Origin of the sequence: Nitrosovibrio tenuis (assembly GCF_900109785.1) — a bacterium.
In the GTDB taxonomy this organism is placed as follows: Bacteria; Pseudomonadota; Gammaproteobacteria; order Burkholderiales; family Nitrosomonadaceae; genus Nitrosospira; species Nitrosospira tenuis_A.
Genome location: NZ_FOBH01000018.1, coordinates 1 through 15,141, shown reverse-complemented (window position 1 = coordinate 15,141; position 15,141 = coordinate 1). Strand labels below are relative to the sequence as shown.

The 15,141-nt window shown below is 50.5% G+C and carries 14 protein-coding genes and 1 tRNA gene; 7 read left to right on the top strand and 8 right to left on the bottom strand.

What is annotated here, in order from left to right:
- Positions 1 to 17: 17 nt before the first annotated feature.
- On the bottom strand, positions 18 to 800 hold the full coding sequence (locus BMX00_RS13685) for an SDR family oxidoreductase (protein WP_090829581.1): 783 nt from the start codon (positions 798 to 800) through the stop codon (positions 18 to 20).
- Between the two features lie 948 nt (positions 801 to 1,748).
- On the opposite strand from BMX00_RS13685, the gene BMX00_RS13675 reads away from it, so the two are divergent.
- Both BMX00_RS13675 and BMX00_RS13670 read left to right on the top strand, forming a co-directional pair.
- Positions 1,749 to 2,294 (top strand): FxDxF family PEP-CTERM protein, encoded by a 546-nt coding sequence (locus BMX00_RS13675; protein WP_090829579.1) that lies wholly within the window; start codon positions 1,749 to 1,751, stop codon positions 2,292 to 2,294.
- Positions 2,295 to 3,461: 1,167 nt separating this feature from the next.
- Positions 3,462 to 3,743 carry a hypothetical protein gene (locus BMX00_RS13670; RefSeq protein ID WP_090829578.1) on the top strand — a complete coding sequence of 94 codons (282 nt, stop codon included), beginning with the start codon at positions 3,462 to 3,464 and terminating at the stop codon, positions 3,741 to 3,743.
- A gap of 111 nt (positions 3,744 to 3,854) precedes the next feature.
- Here the strand turns inward: BMX00_RS13670 and BMX00_RS13665 are convergent.
- The 3 genes from BMX00_RS13665 to BMX00_RS13655 form a co-directional block, all read right to left on the bottom strand.
- Positions 3,855 to 3,930 (bottom strand) — tRNA-Lys (locus tag BMX00_RS13665).
- Positions 3,931 to 4,181: 251 nt separating this feature from the next.
- Entirely contained in the window at positions 4,182 to 4,952 is a 771-nt protein-coding gene (locus BMX00_RS13660) for a Mut7-C RNAse domain-containing protein (RefSeq protein ID WP_090829577.1), read from the bottom strand.
- A 489-nt stretch (positions 4,953 to 5,441) separates the two neighbouring features.
- On the bottom strand, positions 5,442 to 5,924 hold the full coding sequence (locus BMX00_RS13655; RefSeq protein ID WP_090829576.1) for a VOC family protein: 483 nt from the start codon (positions 5,922 to 5,924) through the stop codon (positions 5,442 to 5,444).
- Positions 5,925 to 6,240: 316 nt separating this feature from the next.
- On the opposite strand from BMX00_RS13655, the gene BMX00_RS13650 reads away from it, so the two are divergent.
- Both BMX00_RS13650 and BMX00_RS13645 read left to right on the top strand, forming a co-directional pair.
- Positions 6,241 to 6,957 carry a class I SAM-dependent methyltransferase gene (locus BMX00_RS13650; RefSeq protein ID WP_090829575.1) on the top strand — a complete coding sequence of 239 codons (717 nt, stop codon included), beginning with the start codon at positions 6,241 to 6,243 and terminating at the stop codon, positions 6,955 to 6,957.
- Positions 6,958 to 6,975: 18 nt separating this feature from the next.
- Positions 6,976 to 7,935, top strand: coding sequence for a bile acid:sodium symporter family protein (locus BMX00_RS13645; protein ID WP_090829574.1), 960 nt, complete (start codon positions 6,976 to 6,978; stop codon positions 7,933 to 7,935).
- Positions 7,936 to 8,185: 250 nt separating this feature from the next.
- Here BMX00_RS13645 and BMX00_RS13640 read toward each other — a convergent pair whose 3' ends face one another.
- Positions 8,186 to 9,958, bottom strand: coding sequence for a GGDEF domain-containing protein (locus tag BMX00_RS13640; RefSeq protein WP_090829573.1), 1,773 nt, complete (start codon positions 9,956 to 9,958; stop codon positions 8,186 to 8,188).
- An 881-nt stretch (positions 9,959 to 10,839) separates the two neighbouring features.
- On the opposite strand from BMX00_RS13640, the gene BMX00_RS13635 reads away from it, so the two are divergent.
- Positions 10,840 to 11,457 (top strand): GNAT family N-acetyltransferase, encoded by a 618-nt coding sequence (locus tag BMX00_RS13635; RefSeq protein ID WP_090829572.1) that lies wholly within the window; start codon positions 10,840 to 10,842, stop codon positions 11,455 to 11,457.
- Between the two features lie 436 nt (positions 11,458 to 11,893).
- On the opposite strand, the gene smbP is transcribed toward BMX00_RS13635, so the two are convergent.
- Both smbP and BMX00_RS13625 read right to left on the bottom strand, forming a co-directional pair.
- A complete protein-coding gene (gene smbP / locus BMX00_RS13630) occupies positions 11,894 to 12,241 on the bottom strand; it encodes a small metal-binding protein SmbP (RefSeq protein ID WP_090829571.1) in 348 nt (115 codons plus the stop codon).
- A 592-nt stretch (positions 12,242 to 12,833) separates the two neighbouring features.
- The gene (locus tag BMX00_RS13625) at positions 12,834 to 13,268 is read right to left on the bottom strand and encodes a GFA family protein (protein WP_090829570.1); all 435 of its coding nucleotides are present in this window, start codon (positions 13,266 to 13,268) and stop codon (positions 12,834 to 12,836) included.
- 781 nt (positions 13,269 to 14,049) lie between these two features.
- Between BMX00_RS13625 and BMX00_RS13620 the strand changes: the two genes are divergently transcribed.
- Positions 14,050 to 14,331, top strand: a complete 282-nt coding sequence (locus BMX00_RS13620; protein WP_090829569.1) for a DUF768 domain-containing protein — start codon at positions 14,050 to 14,052, stop codon at positions 14,329 to 14,331.
- Positions 14,332 to 14,422: 91 nt separating this feature from the next.
- Here the strand turns inward: BMX00_RS13620 and BMX00_RS14620 are convergent, their stop codons facing one another.
- Positions 14,423 to 14,629, bottom strand: coding sequence for a hypothetical protein (locus tag BMX00_RS14620; protein WP_177171872.1), 207 nt, complete (start codon positions 14,627 to 14,629; stop codon positions 14,423 to 14,425).
- Between BMX00_RS14620 and BMX00_RS13615 the strand changes: the two genes are divergently transcribed.
- Positions 14,628 to 15,089, top strand: coding sequence for a tyrosine-type recombinase/integrase (locus tag BMX00_RS13615; protein WP_245728095.1), 462 nt, complete (start codon positions 14,628 to 14,630; stop codon positions 15,087 to 15,089). The genes BMX00_RS14620 and BMX00_RS13615 overlap by 2 nt on opposite strands.
- Positions 15,090 to 15,141: the final 52 nt, after the last annotated feature.

The following is a 15,141-nucleotide window of genomic DNA, read 5'->3' as shown; positions in this document are numbered from 1 at the left end:
GCTCGCCGAAGAATTACTCATATGGTAGGTACCGTTCCGCCATCAATAACGTATTCCGTTCCAGTGATGGAAGCAGCGCGCGGCGACACCAGGAAAGCAACCAGATCTGCGACTTCCACCGGCTTTGCCGGGCGCCCCAGCGGGATGCCGCCAAGCGACTTCATCAATGTCTTGCGGGCGCCTTCATAGTCCGTGCCTGTTTTGACTGCTATCTCGTTGACCAGTCCTGCGGCCGCTTCCGTCTCAACCCAACCAGGGGAAACCCGAACCACGCGCACTCCTTTGGGACTGATTTCCTTGGACAGGCCCTTGCTGTAATTGCTCAGCGCCGCTTTTGCCGCGGCATAAGCCATCGTTGCCTCAGGAAGCGGCAATTGACGTTGTATTGAAGTGATATGGACGATCACGCCCGTTCCCTGCGCAAGCATTCCAGGCACCAGGGCCCGGTCGAGTCGGACAGCGGGAAAAAGGTTCAGATCGAGCGCACGCTGCCATTCATTGTCATCCAGCACAGCGAAACCCCCGGCAGGCGCGGAGGAGCCGCCAACGACATGGACAATGATGTCCACTCCGCCCAACTGATCACGCACTGCCTCGACGACTGTAGCGCAGCCTTCCGCCGTAGTGATGTCCGCAGCAACGAACAGCACATCCGGCGCAAGGTTGCCGGGGCGCGAGCGCGCCGTAGTGAGTATCTCGGCTCCTTCCTCCCTCAGCCGTGCGACGACTGCTTCGCCGATGCCTTTCGTTCCCCCGGTAATCAGCGCACGGCGCCCTTGGAGTTCCAGGTTAAATGTCATCAGTGAATCTCAAGAGATATGATTTTGTTGCTCGCGAGTCTGAACGCATATTTAAGTGTAGTAGGGGCTGGTAAAAAAACTGCCGGAGACTGGAGCAATCACTCGGTCTTTCCGTCCCGTTGTGAGATGCCCAGCGGCTCAGTCGTGTGCTGGTACTTGTTCTTGGCTGCTCACCACAGAATGGCGGCACGACTTTTAATATCTTGCCTTCATCCTTTACAACTGCATTATCGGCAAAACATTCTTCAGGGGCACGTGGATCATTGGCTCTCCGCACTATGAACACGCTTTATGAAGAAATACTTGTTAGAGTTTGGGAACGTATTGCCATAAGCTGGACGCAGCTAGTCCACTTGAGATTGACCTATAGTCCGGCGATGAATTAGCCGCATATTTCAAGCGGGACCGACTATCTGTTATGGAAAGGATTGTATGCCTGATTTTCCTAAGGCAATCAGGCTGTCGCCGGCAACTGGCGGCAAAGGACATCATTGTGGAAAGCCCACGAAGTTGTAGAGAGGGAAAGGCTGCGCATTTGGTGGTTCGATTTTGGCAGGCTTCTGCCTGTGACGAAAGTTGCAAGCGACATATTTCTGCCGGTCGTAGCGAAAGTCGCAACCGGTACTGACCGGACGGCCGATCTTCCTCAAAGCAGATGCACAACGCCTAAGCTCAGCCGCTGGTTGTGGTGCAGTATGTGGCTGATCGGCTAAGCGCCTTGTTGGAGCATGCGGCGTACGGATGAGCTTAAGGGCTCATGTATATAGCTCCTCGCAAGATATTCGCTGTCATATTTTTTCGTTAAAGTCAAACCTTGAACCGGGACTGGAAAATCCTGAACTGCAAGCCTACGAGAAGAAGAGCCTGCCTGCGTGCAGATAGCCGTAATCCCGGGACGTCATTTACAACCACATAGAAAAATTCGTTTACGTTATTTTGGAGAATAAAATGCACCGTACGAAATTATTACTTCTGGTACCTATGCTGGTCGGGTATATGAGCTCTGCATCTGCGGTGGGACCGGGTTACTTGGGTAATTTGAGCGGCAATACTTACAGCATCGGTCATACTTTCTCAGCATTAGCCCACGACTCGCCATTTGTTGACACTTACATTTTCGATATAGCACCTCAATCTGTTACGGTCGGTACGACTGTCACCATCAATCTCGATATGCCGTTCTTTCCCAGACCCCAGTTTGAACTGTTAAATATGTCAATTAAATTTACCGACGCAACGGGTGCTACGATTTATGATACTGATAATCAGAGTAACGCTGCGGATTACACGCTCGCCGTCTCCGCCACACTGCCCGCCGCTTTGGGTTACAAATTTGTTGTGGCAGGCGATGTAACGGGTAATCTTGGTGGTAGCTACGGGGGTGTTCTGCAGGCTTTGCCGGTACCCGAACCTGAAACCCATACCATGGTGCTGGCTGGCTTATGCCTGATCGGCACCATATGGCGTCGTTGCAAGAATGCCGCTTGGGCATAGAACCTGATAAGCCACAGAGGGAGGATGTCCTTTGGTGGTCCTTCCGTTTTTATCGCCTGACGGTCTCTTCCTGGCACATTTGAATCTCCAAGGAGATGTTAGACCAGAATTCGTCGGATACTGTCTGTCATCACATCTGAACTGCAACGTTTTGCAATTACCGGGTTGATGAGGCTAAATCTTGGGAGCAGGTCAGCTATGGTTACTACATATCGTAACTCAGTAATATGGATGCGAGGTGGTCGTCTTTGACGTTTAAGGAAGCAACAAGATGAGCCTGGCCGTCTGTAATACAGAGTCAATCATTGTTAGAAGCAAGACTACTAAGTGTTGTCCTTAACTCAAACCTAAGTTAAATAAAATGACAGACCTAGATTCGTTCTCGGAATACCAAAACAACTTTTTATCTTTGATAATCAGCGACCTTGATGGGCCAACCTGTACATCTAGCCTTCTTGATGTCATCAAAAGTATCATCAATACTTTGAAACCGGATTGGTACATTGACCACCAGATGCTTTCAGAAAGGCTCTTCCAAGATCTAGTGGTGTGCTTGGCCGCTTGCAATTATTCAAAAATCAAATATCTTTCCCAGAAATGTCGGCACGAAGAGTCGAACTCGGAACCTCCTGAATATAAATTGGATTCCAGTAAGTTGGAATTGATAACATGAAAGGGGAGTGGTTAAGTAAGGCTCAAAAATTCCTACTATACGGCTACTAAATCTAAACGACCACGACTCGCCTTTTGCAAGTACTGGTTTTATTGGCGCGTCATGAGCGGTCGAACGCTCAAACTAAAAAAGACTTGCTGTAGGGACAACACTTCCTTTAGGGTCATCGTCCCTTCGTGGTTTTTCCCTTTTTGCGCCTGAGAGTCTGTTCTTGGCACATTTGGGTCGATAAAAATGCGGCGAGAAAGAGGCATTGTCGGGCTGTGCGTCCCTGGGTGAGGCATCAATACGCCTTAGTTAATGCAGGGTAAATACACGCCTCGACCAACCTCATGCCCGGACCGGAGCTTTTGAACTGAACAGTTCACATGAAATACGGTCAAATAGGCAACGAAATAACAAAAAGGAGATCAGCCATGAAATATGCTATCGCTCCCCTTACCCGCCCGCGGACAGGCAAAAAACAAGACGTCATTCTGCGCGGTTGATGCGCTATGGCCGACCTGTCAAAACTCGAGGAGTATATCGCTCTCGTTGATCGGCTTGTCGAACTTGCCGATAAGAATGAATTGGCGGACTGCGCCAGGTTACTCGCTTTAAACATTGCTCATTATGAACTTCTATACGGAGAGATGCGGCTTGCGGACCGGTTGGCCATGACCGGCACAGATACGCTTAATGATCAGCAACAAATGGTCGTGATCAACGGGATGGAAATTCTGAGGGGAATTTTAGTACATCTCTTGCAAGGACTGGACAAGAGGTCTGCTCACTGAAGTGTGTGGCCGCTTTGAAGATAACGAAGCAGACAGTTGAGATGAACTGTCCCACCTATGTCCCACAGAACAGAGGCCATTTGGTCAAATGGCTCTAAGTCCTTGATTGATTGGTGGGTCGTGAGCGGCTCGAACGCTCGACCTACGGATTAAGAGTCCGCTGCTCTACCAACTGAGCTAACGACCCGATTTGAATAAACCGGAGTAACTGATTGAAGCAAGGAGATGGCCACCTGGCGCCAAGTGAATACGGCAATGTTATCTCACTGCGAGAGGCCAAGCTCCAAGTCCCAAGTCATATCCTACCATATCCAGGTAAAAATTCGAACGGAACGATTAAACGCAGGAACCGCTATGCCGATACCCATGCTCAAAATCGGTACGGCAATATCGAAGTAAAAGGTTCGACTATATTGCTTTGCCCAAAAAGCTAGCCGATCAGATACCGCTGGCTATTTTAGGGATGGGTTCGATCCCCATGCACTCATTCAGCAAATCGCGCATGCGCCGCCAGTGCGAGCCCTCCCAGAATACGCGGTGGCAGTTATCGCACGTGCTGAATGTTTCAAAACGTTCACGCACCGAGGGTGGGAGGCGCGTCAGCACTTCTGCCTTGCCGATGGGATGTAACGGCACATTGCACTCCAGGCACAACGTGAACGGGTGCGCACCACGCCCCAGGTCGAGTCGCTCGAATATTTCACAAAATTGTTGTGGCGGCTTCAAGGCATGCACGTAGCAGCCATGTGTGATGGCGCGGCGCTTGAGTAGTTCGCGGTCGCGGGTGAGCACGATGCGCCCGTCACGCACAACGATAGCCTCGATTTCCTTGTCATGAAAGTTATTATCGTAAAGCGTGTCGAAGCCAGCCATACGCAGCAAGTGCGCCAAACCGCCCATGTGGGCATCCGCAACAAAGCGAATTAAGCGCAAAGGATGCTCGCGCACACGCAGCACAGGCGTGACGTCGAGCATCTCGAATTTTGGAAAGACGGCCACGCGGTCGCCCCCTTGCAACAGCCGGTCAAACCCTACCGATTCCCCATTGACCAGAATCAATTCGACCTCGGTATGAGGCACACCCAGAGCCTCGATCATATGCTTGGTTGTCGCCGCGCGCGCGCAGGTGCTCGCAAATTCGCGCTTACGACGCTCAGGTGCAAGAAAATCGTTCAGTTCTTCGTAGAAGCGAAACGTTGCGGTGACCATGAAGCACTACCATCTTTCGGGGCAAAAGTACGTAGCAGAAACTACCGATAAAGCAGCCATAATTCTGAACGCAACAAGAAGAACGGGTTTGATATAGCTGATTTATGGTTATAGCTCCCATGTGAGTTTTCGGAAGCAATCCAGCTGTAAAAGTCCATGTAGTGTCAGATAGCTCTGGTCTGGAAGGAAGCAATGAATGCGGCGATACCTAAGATTATTATAGATGGCTCGGGAATCGCAAGCGCGCCAGAAGCGGACATCCCACGCGAAGCAAAGATCCATGAAACCGGCTTCGAGCGTAAGTTGTGCGATTCACACTCATCAATAGCCCAGGGGAAAGCGGCAACTCCAACTCATGCACGCCTCGCCCTTATCTTCCCTCGCAGTTCACCAGGCAAGGAAAGATCCTGTCCACTGGTAATTTATTATGCCCGGTGAGAACGGTGCGCTAGTCCTGACTGCATTTACCAGCGTATTCCTTGCTTCAGTTCAACGCGACCGAAGCGGATACTTGCCGGTGAGGACCCATGCCTCGGTAACAGGCCGCAATAGCTCACTTACGTATTCGATGCGAACACCCATTTTGTCAGGCGCGGTGATAATGGCGTAAGCTGGCTTGTCGCATGCCGAGCGCAACAAAGCATCGATCCCAATCCCTTGCTTCTTTAACTTGCTGATCCTGCCTTCGATATCGGGTTCCCAAATGCCAAAATAGAGAATCTGCCCAGTATTTTTCTCGGAAAATATCCCATTGCCGGTGGCCTGAAGCAACTCCACGTAGGGCGCCCTGGTTCTTGAATATACGGCGATAAGCCTGGTAGTCTCGGTCTGTTGCGTTTCAGGGTTCTCGAAGCACACGATGGCTTCGGCAGGTTCGGTAAACTTTATGTCTAGCAAGTTGGAGTAATGCTCAACGGCTTCGTCGTAATTTGAGACAACTATTCCGATGTGATAATAGATGTGATCCAGCATGCTTTCCTCATTTTTATGAAAATAATTATTGTTCTTTCTGAATCAGCGTCGTGACGGCTGGAATCCAACGAATTTGCCTTTCGTTTCATACGATAGATTTGTAGGCCATTCTGGTCCGAGCGTCAAGCATGGCTTCCTGATCGTAGCGGCATGTTTAAAGGATTAATATAAATATGCGGTGCTGATTGCCAAGCTAACCGCTTCCCGCATCTAAATTTTGCACGTTGCGCTCTTTCTCTTTGCCATTGGATCGTAAAGAGGATATCTTTGCGCCCCATATGTTTTGAAGCGACAATGATATTGCCGGGCTTTCGTCATGACTCACGCAGAACCTACCGCGATCTTCACCCGCTCGTGGTCGCTCTACGACCTGATTACCGAACACAACTATATGTTTCATCGGGAAATCTATAGCGGTGTTGAGGACCTCCTGAAGCGACGCGGTCATCACGAAAATTACCGCCTGCTCGATCTGGGCTGCGGCAATGCCCGCTACCTGGCGCCCTGCTTGAAGCGGCGGCCTCCTGAAGCATATGAAGGCGTGGATTTATCCGAAGTGGCGCTGGCAGAAGCGCGTGGGTATCTGGTTGAATTACCCTGCCAGGTCATTCTGACCCATGGGGATCTTCTGAAGGCTGTCGAGTCGACCGATAAGACTTGGGATGTTCTCTTTTCGGGATTTGCAATTCATCACCTGGCGACCGATGAAAAGGCGCGTTTTTTTCGGGCGGCAGGGCGGTGCCTTTCTGAAAAAGGCTGGCTGATCATGGTTGATGTGGTGCGGGAGGAAAACCAGGATCGGGAAAGTTTTCTGAACGACTATCTGAAATGCATGCGCGAGAAATGGACGCAGGTGCCGCGGGATCAGTTGGAGCAAGCCTGCGCGCATGTCCGGGACTATGACTATCCCGAATGCTTCTCCACCCTGCGGAAAATGGCGGAAGAGGCGGGCCTGCGCTCCGCCCACATGATCAGCCGACAGGCACAGCATCATACGCTTCTGTTCTCGCGTTCTGCTTTGGCAGAAGGCTGATATCGATCTGCTCACCCGATGCTTCATAGATTATCCCTTCTGTTTCCACTCTGGATGATTCTCTCCGGCGCCATCGCCTTAAGCTGGCCAGAATGGCTGATGCCCATGAATCAGGGATCACTGGTGGTGCTGTTGTTGGCCTTCATCATGCTGTGCATGGGATTGACGCTGACGCTTGAGGATTTTCGCAGGATCGCTCGCATGCCCAGAGCGGTAACGATTGGCTTTGTCGCCCAGTATTCGATCATGCCGCTGCTGGGCTGGGGAGTGGCGCAGGCGCTGGATCTGCCGCCGCACTTTGCCGTGGGCCTAATCCTGGTTGGTTGCTGCCCCGGTGGCACGGCTTCCAACCTGGTGACCTATATCGCGGGTGCGGATGTGGCGCTTTCGGTGGTGATGACGGTCTGCTCCACACTGGCGGCTGTAATTTTAACCCCGTTGCTGATTCAGCTCTATGCCGGGGCCATGGTTCCAGTGGATACGTGGATGCTGTTCACGCAAACCCTGCAAGTCGTCATCCTTCCGGTCGCTCTAGGGGTACTGCTCAACCGCTGGGCGCCACGGCTGGTCATGAGTGTGATGCCAGTGGCGCCGCTGCTGTCTGTAATCGGGGTATGCTTCATCTGTGCCGTAATGTTTGCGGCCCATGCCGAAGCCATTGTGACTCATGGTCTGGAATTAATTCTTGCAGTTGCGCTGCTGCACGGGGGCGGTTTCCTGCTGGGCTACTACTTCGCCTGGCTCTTCGGTTATCGATATCAGAGCGCGCGCACGATCTCCATCGAGGTAGGCATGCAGAATTCAGGGCTTGCCATCGTGCTGGCCAAGCAGGCCTTTCCATTGCTGCCGCTGGCGCCCATCGTGGGCGCAGTCTCGGCGGTTATGCACTCCCTGCTGGGGAGCGTGCTGGCGGTGCTGTGGCGATCGAAGTCGTCACGGATAAAAGCAGGTGACTCAAACACTACTGTATCGTATTAAGCACAACGGTGATGCGCATGATGCGCATCTGGGCCAGCCGCTAAAGTTGGGCATCTTGCCCGCCTGTTATATCCATCCGCAGTCCATATGCTGCGAACTGGGGCTGCGCGGTTTGGCACGCAAGCGTAAAGACTAGGAATTAGGCGTAACCGAATTGACTGGTTCTTCAGATTTTCCGCCACGTGCGCAGATTGCCACGTGCCCGGACGGTATGACTGTCTATATATCGGGTCGATTGCGTTTTCGCGGTTCAGACCTCGACCGTATCCGCAATTAATTGCCTGCGTTCGATAAAGAGCGAACTCCCCCGCATTTTTTTTGCTTCCGATTTTGCACACGCCGCGGCTTCCGCAACCTGATGACTTGTAAGAGCGGCCGCGGCATCGATCTGCACCACTCCCAAGGACATACTGACCAATTCGGTAAAAGACTGGGAACCCTGTCGATTCTCGGACATATACCCGCCCAGCGCCAGATGCTCGTCGCTATAAAAACGCCGGGTGGCAGATGTAAATGAGCGCAGCATTTGCTGACAGCGGGTTTCCCAGTCGCTGCTTTTGAACACAACAATGAAATCATCACCCCCAACATGGCCGATAAAGTCGATATCCTGGTCGGTATGGCTTTTCAATACATCGACCGTTACCTGGATAATTTCATCTCCTTTGCGATATCCGTACAAGTCATTAAATGACTTGAAGTGATCCAGATCGCAGTAACAAATAACAAAATCTTCTCCGGTTGAAAGCAGGAAGTCGATATGCTCATTGATGGGGACGTTACCCGGCAGTTGAGTCAGCGGATTGGCATAGCGGGCGGCCCGCATTTGCATCTGCGTTAGTTCGCAGAATAAATCATGACCTGTTCCGATGCCGACATACTGACCCGCATCGGTGATGATGAACCCGTTAGACAAATGCTGTGGATCGGATTCCACAATCAAGTGTCTCAGATCCTGCAGGCTGGTTTGATGGTCCACTATCAAAGGCTGGGAGTCGATAAAGTGTACGCAACACTTTTTTCCATATAATTCTCTTTGATAGAGCCGTGCAAAACGGTCAATCATCCTGAACCGATTGACAAGCCCAATGGGAGCGCCACCTTCAAGAACCGGGATAACCTGTAAATCAGACTGCCTCAAGAATAAGTCATACACATCGTTTGCCGATGTTGCGCTTGTCACAGGGGCTACCTCGCGCATTATTTTGCGCACAGTCGGTGCTTGCTTTTGACAACAGTTACCCCGTAAATATTGTGTATTAGGCGCATTTCGAAACAAGGCAAGAATTTGAGGTGGAAGTGCTGGTAACGGAGAGGCTATCGGACGCCCAAGGAAATAGCCTTGGCCATAATGGATTCCCAAGTCTCTTACCGTCATCAATTCCGCTTCTGTTTCAATGCCCTCAGCAATAACAATCGAATTGGATTCCAGCGCAATTTCGAGAACGGAGCGAACAAATTGCAGTTTCACCGGATCAAGATCGATCCCTTGAATGAAGTGCATATCGATCTTTACGTATTCCGGGCGCAACTCCGACCACAGCCGAAGGCTCGAAAACCCCTCTCCCAAGTCATCGATCGCAAGTTTCAGTCCAAGATCCCGGTACTCTGCTGCGGCATCACGAAGTCGCGTATAGTCATAAACAGCGTCGGCTTCAGTCAATTCGATGACGAGGTTCTCAGGACCCACATCGCTACTTTTAATTGCCTGTGATGTCGCAGTGACGTCGATATGGGACATCATTAAAACATCGGGACTTACATTAAGGAATAGTTTTCCTTTCAGTTCCTGCGCGGCGAACTGTTTCAAAAGGACTTTGCGGCTCGCCCCCTCAAGCTGAATCGTAAGACCGTGCGTCTTAGCCAACCGGAAAAGCGCGGTGGGGGAATGCAGCGGCGAATTAGACGGGCCGCGAATCAATCCCTCGTAACCAACAAATTTTCCTGATTGAAGATTCACTATCGGTTGATAGAGCGGCGTCAGCGATTCTTCCTGAAGAATTTTACTGAGGGCCATCGACATGCGTTGCTCTTCTGAACCTTTACATTCAAGATACTGAGCGATCGAACTAATTGTGTTCGTTGTCCTGTCCCGCTCTTTTTGCATTTTTAGGCTCCACGATACCGTTTGCGTGTTACAAAATTATGTAAGGGCCAAATAACAACTATTTGTCACCGCAGCGTTACAGCGAAATAACAACGGTGCTTTACGGGAAATTGGGTCTGACCCCAAGCTATTTGCTGAGCTGCCTATGCATACCATCCCGGCTCAAGCCCGACTGATTTCCATGTTTTTTCTGCCTACAACGTCCCTCCACGTGGGAAGAGTTCGACTCTGTCGATGATTCCCGACTTAACGGCAAATCCCCGGCAGAATGTTCCATGTCATGTATATTTCTTGCGGTTGTAATAAGGCGAAGCACTTCAAAAACGTGTTGTCGCACCAACGTTCGCCTAGGCAACTGTTGGGTGAAATATATTCACCAGCCGAGCTGACGAGCCGTTTCAACGGCAGGCCTTATTTTGAAGAACTAAGGGAAAGTAGAATCAGGGAAGTAGAATCGAGGGAAACTATAAGCAGGGTCCGGCACGTTACAGTCAGAAGATTGCCAGCGGCGAGTGAAGTGTCAACCTAAGCGCCCGGCCGGTCCTCCAAACCAAATTCTCGCGCCGAAGCTCAGCCGCTGGTTCATGAGCGCAGCGAGTGGCTGGCCGACTGAAGCGCCTTGTTGGGAATAAAGCTTGAAGGTAAGCACATGGAGCCGTTTAGATAGGTAAGGTTAAGCATGAGTAGAGATAAAATAACGCGCCAAAGAGGGACGACATTTTTAATACTTGACCTCGCGCAAGTATCGAGATTATATATGTGAATCCCTTCAATCCACCCAAGTACTAAAGTTAATAATGACTACCGATCTTGCCTCTGACCCTACCCAACCGTATAAACAAGCTATTGATTGGACGAGCATTAAGCTTACACCATTAGAAGAGTCTGATATTGATCTACTCTACATCTGGCAAAACGCTCCAGACCTCAGAGATTTGACCATGGGTTTTCGATTTCCCATTCAAAAAGAAACCGTTAAGGATTGGATAAAGCACCAGCGAGAAAAAAACGGGAAATCACGAGTTGTCTTTGCCATAAGGCAAGAAGAAGGCCTTATCGGAACTGTTCAACTCAACAACATAGACCACTATCAGCGAAAGGCGCTGTTAGGCATATATATTGCCGAATCCAAGAAACGAAACAGCGGCGTCGGTTTCATATCATCTGCCTTGATCATTGATTACGCGTTCAAAGGATTGGATATAAGGAAAATAGGGCTTGAGGTTCTTGCTGCGAACTATAGTGCCATCGCTCTCTTCGAGAAGCTTGGATTCAGTAAAGAAGGTACCAAAGCTAATGACTATTTCTTGGATGGACAATATTTAGACGTCTGTATCTATGGGCTTCAACAGACCAACTGGAGTACCCATGTGCCGTCCACCGCCAACAGACTGGTTGGAGTAGTACACAATTAAAAGCATAACCAGCCTTGATACGGCCCACCTCATGCTTCAAGTCATCGGTAATGCTCGCATACGTGAGGATGAAGCTCTTAATTTCGTGGAGAGAGTATTATTTCAACCCGGATCAAAAAAAGTGGATTTGGCTGATTTTGACCTGCTCTCAAGAATTAGCCACATAGGGGTGGAATCCTGGTTTACAAATTGATGTTGGGCCGCAATTCGACTGGTATGATGTTGCCAAGCGAGCTATGCGGAGGGGGAAACAGGGCTCTGACCGCAATTCTTCCATGATGGCACTGTGGGTTAAGCTGTTCCAGGAGTTGACAGCGGTCAGAAGCTAGCCGGCGCGAGTCAGCAAGCTTTCTCAGTGCCGAGTATTCAGTACTCAGCTAATGTAAGCTCTGAGGCAGAGCCACGAGCAATCCGTGCCTTATCTCCACTGCACAGTCTAATCTGATGACGTGGACTTGCGGATTTCCACCAGCGCGTCATAGACATGTTTATTGGCGACGCGGCCCTGTCCTGCTTTACCATGGTCAATTGACTTCTCAAGGTGCTTGACCGCTTCCGCCATGTGCTCGCGCTGTTCCGCATGCCGCTTTTCGGATGCTCTGGCATGCCTTAGACTTTCCTCGGCGTGCTCAAGCATCTCTTTCGTGCGGCCGTCGTCTCCGTGTGCCTGCGCCTTTGCAGCATGCTCGAGCGCATAAGCCGTGGGATCCTCGCCAGCGATAACTGGAGCATTCAGAAAAAATGCCAGGCTGCTCGTCGCAAAAGTTGCCCGTATATGTCTCATGACACAATCCCTCCCTATGACAACGCAATTTTTAAAACAGGATGGGGACAGTACACATCCCCGTCTTTACACAGAAACAACTTCACTTCCCTTGGCTAATTTCTAAAAAAGAGATAGATGATTTTTTATAGCACAAAACCAAAAGGAAAAATGACGTGGTCTATTGGTGACTCATGCTTTTGACAGGTAGATTCTTCGATGGCTTCTGACTCTTCACGTGATAAATTCGGTACGCTGAACATGCTGGGGCCTCTACCGACGTTCGCTATATCGACTCGAGTATCGTGGAGGAGCGGTTTGGTGAAATATGTCACCAGCCGAGCTGACGGGCCGTTTCAACGGCACGACTTATATTGAAGACGTAAGGAAAGGAAATTCAGTGGAAGTAGAATCAAGGAAAACTAGAATCAGGGTCAGGCACGCTACAGTCAGAAGTTTGCCCACGGCGAGATAAGTGTCGACACTAGCGGGCGGCCGGTCTTCCCGCAAATTATATTCTTAATGCCAAAGCTCAGACGCTGGTCATGAGCGCAGCGAGTGACTGATCGGCTGGAGCGCCTCGTTGGGCGATGAATTTGAAGAGCCTGCCGCGTTATTCCGCCATGCTGACACCCGAGCCGCCCATTTCCTTCGGGAGATCCTTCATCTTCGGCAACCCATCCTTGATGGGCAACACCGTCTCCTGATAGTTCACATGAACGCCGGCATGGTACGGAAAGTCCGGAATGACTGCCGCATACACATCCGTGAGTCCCATGCCTGGATGCTCGGTGAAGAGATGACCTCCGCATATTTTGCACCATTTGCGATAACTGCGCGGCGTCTTGTTGTACGTGCCAATATTTTCTGCTCCCTGCGTGATCTGCACCGCTTCCGGCTTCCACAAAGTGAAGGCGTTGACAGGCCCTGCCGACCAGCTTCGACATGACTCACAATGGCAATAACCCATTCCTTGTGGCTCACCGCTGACCGTGAACTGAACCGCGCCGCAAAAACAGCTGCCTTTGTAAGCTTTTCCATTGTTCATCGATGCCCCTCCATGGTAATTGCACGACGAAAGAGGCTGGAGCATAACTATTCGCCAGCGCGAAAATTCCTAGACCTTTAATCCCCCGATTTTGTTACCGAGAGACGGTTTTGCGATCCCGAACCGCTCGGCTGCTCCTAACTTGGCAAACCAGCCATACGGGGCGGGAAATGAACATACCTCCACAGTATAATGAACGGCTGCTTTGGGCAATTCTGTAAAAAAACTACACTCAATAGTATCCCTATTTTCAGTATATGACAGTTACATGTATATCGAATAAATAAAAAAGGCTTACTCTATGTAAGCCTTTTTTATCAAATTATTTGGGACGAGGAGGATCGAACAAAGGCTCAAAAGCTAACATAGAAGCGAGTTTCAACAAGCACAGTTTGATATATACCCCCAGATATACCCCCAGCTGAATAGTATTTAGGAAAACTAAGGGTGGAACGGCTGCGCCCTCTACCGCTTAATACCCTTGTCCCGCTCGAACCGTTGAGCCGGGGTCGACCCACCGTGACTATTCTTTCGTCGATCCAGTACGCAATTCGCATAGGTACTGCCACGCCAATAAGGCCTCCGGCAACTGCGTGAACGGCCATTATAACGCCCCTCGAAATCAGGATGTGTCGGATATAGATTGTGCTCCCGTCCCGTGCGGCATGGCCGAAAACAGAGCAGCTAGCTTTTACCCTTGATAACCTATTTTCTCATTGGTAAAATGCTTCCATGAGGGGCGACCGGCGCCGAACTCAACACAGAAGATGGGTGGGCAGTCATGAGCAATCGCTTCCGGATGTGGGCCAAAACATGGATCGAGGAAAACATCTCTCCCGGCGCCAATCCCGACATAGAGAGTTATGAAGTAAAGGCAAAGCGGCTGTCGGAGAAACTGTTCGCCGAGGCAGCTGCGGCCAACTTCACAAACTTCGAGACCGAGGAGGAGCGGGAGCGCGTTACGCCCTTGGTACTGGCCGCGGTCTCGGACAGCAGAGACTTTGACATCGATGCCTATCATCTCAAGTCGCAACTTGCGCAGGAGAATGAAGATGGCGACTGAGCCCCGCATGGTTGGTCTTCAGGGCGGCATCGCGTTGGTTGCTTGTCAGCTGCTCGTGACATATCCATAATCAAAAGAGGGCTGTCATTTGTCATTTCTGTTCATCCCACGGCCTGGGCCCGGATGCCTTGCTGCTCGCTACCGCGGCAGCCGCGGCCGTATAACGTGATTGCTGAGTAAGTCTCAGCTTTGTGGCAAAGGTCTGAATAAGCCGGGCTTGACGCTCGATCATGGCGTGAACCTTATTGAGCGTCTTCAAATCTCCTCCCCCGTCTGTCACCCGTATTACTGCTGACATGATTTCGAAGCGCTATGCGGAAATAGCCGAGAGCAGTAGCGGTTCATCGCAAGCATCTTCCGTTATGCGGTTTTTGCGCTCAATACTAAATTACGCTCAAGCCCATTACGGCACGGAAATTTTGCCAGCTAATCCAGTGGCCACGCTTACAGCTAAACGCACATGGATAAGAGAAGCGCCTCGCACAAATCATCTGCATATGCATGAGATTAAGCCGTTTATTGAAACATTGCGCCTACTGCCCAATAAAGTAATGGGAGCTTACCTGGAGTTCATGTTGCTAACTGGAGCAAGACGAAGCGAAGCCGCTTCTTTAAAATGGAAGGACGTTCATCCAAGAGCCAAAACGCTAACGTTCAAGGATACGAAAAACCACACTGACAGAACCATTCCGATAACTCCAAGACTTGAAGAATTTGACGTCATCCCCAAAAACCTGGGCAATTCTAAATTAGAGTAAAGTCGCATCTGGCTCCCCTATTGAAGGAGTTTGAAGCGATGAAGAGATCCCG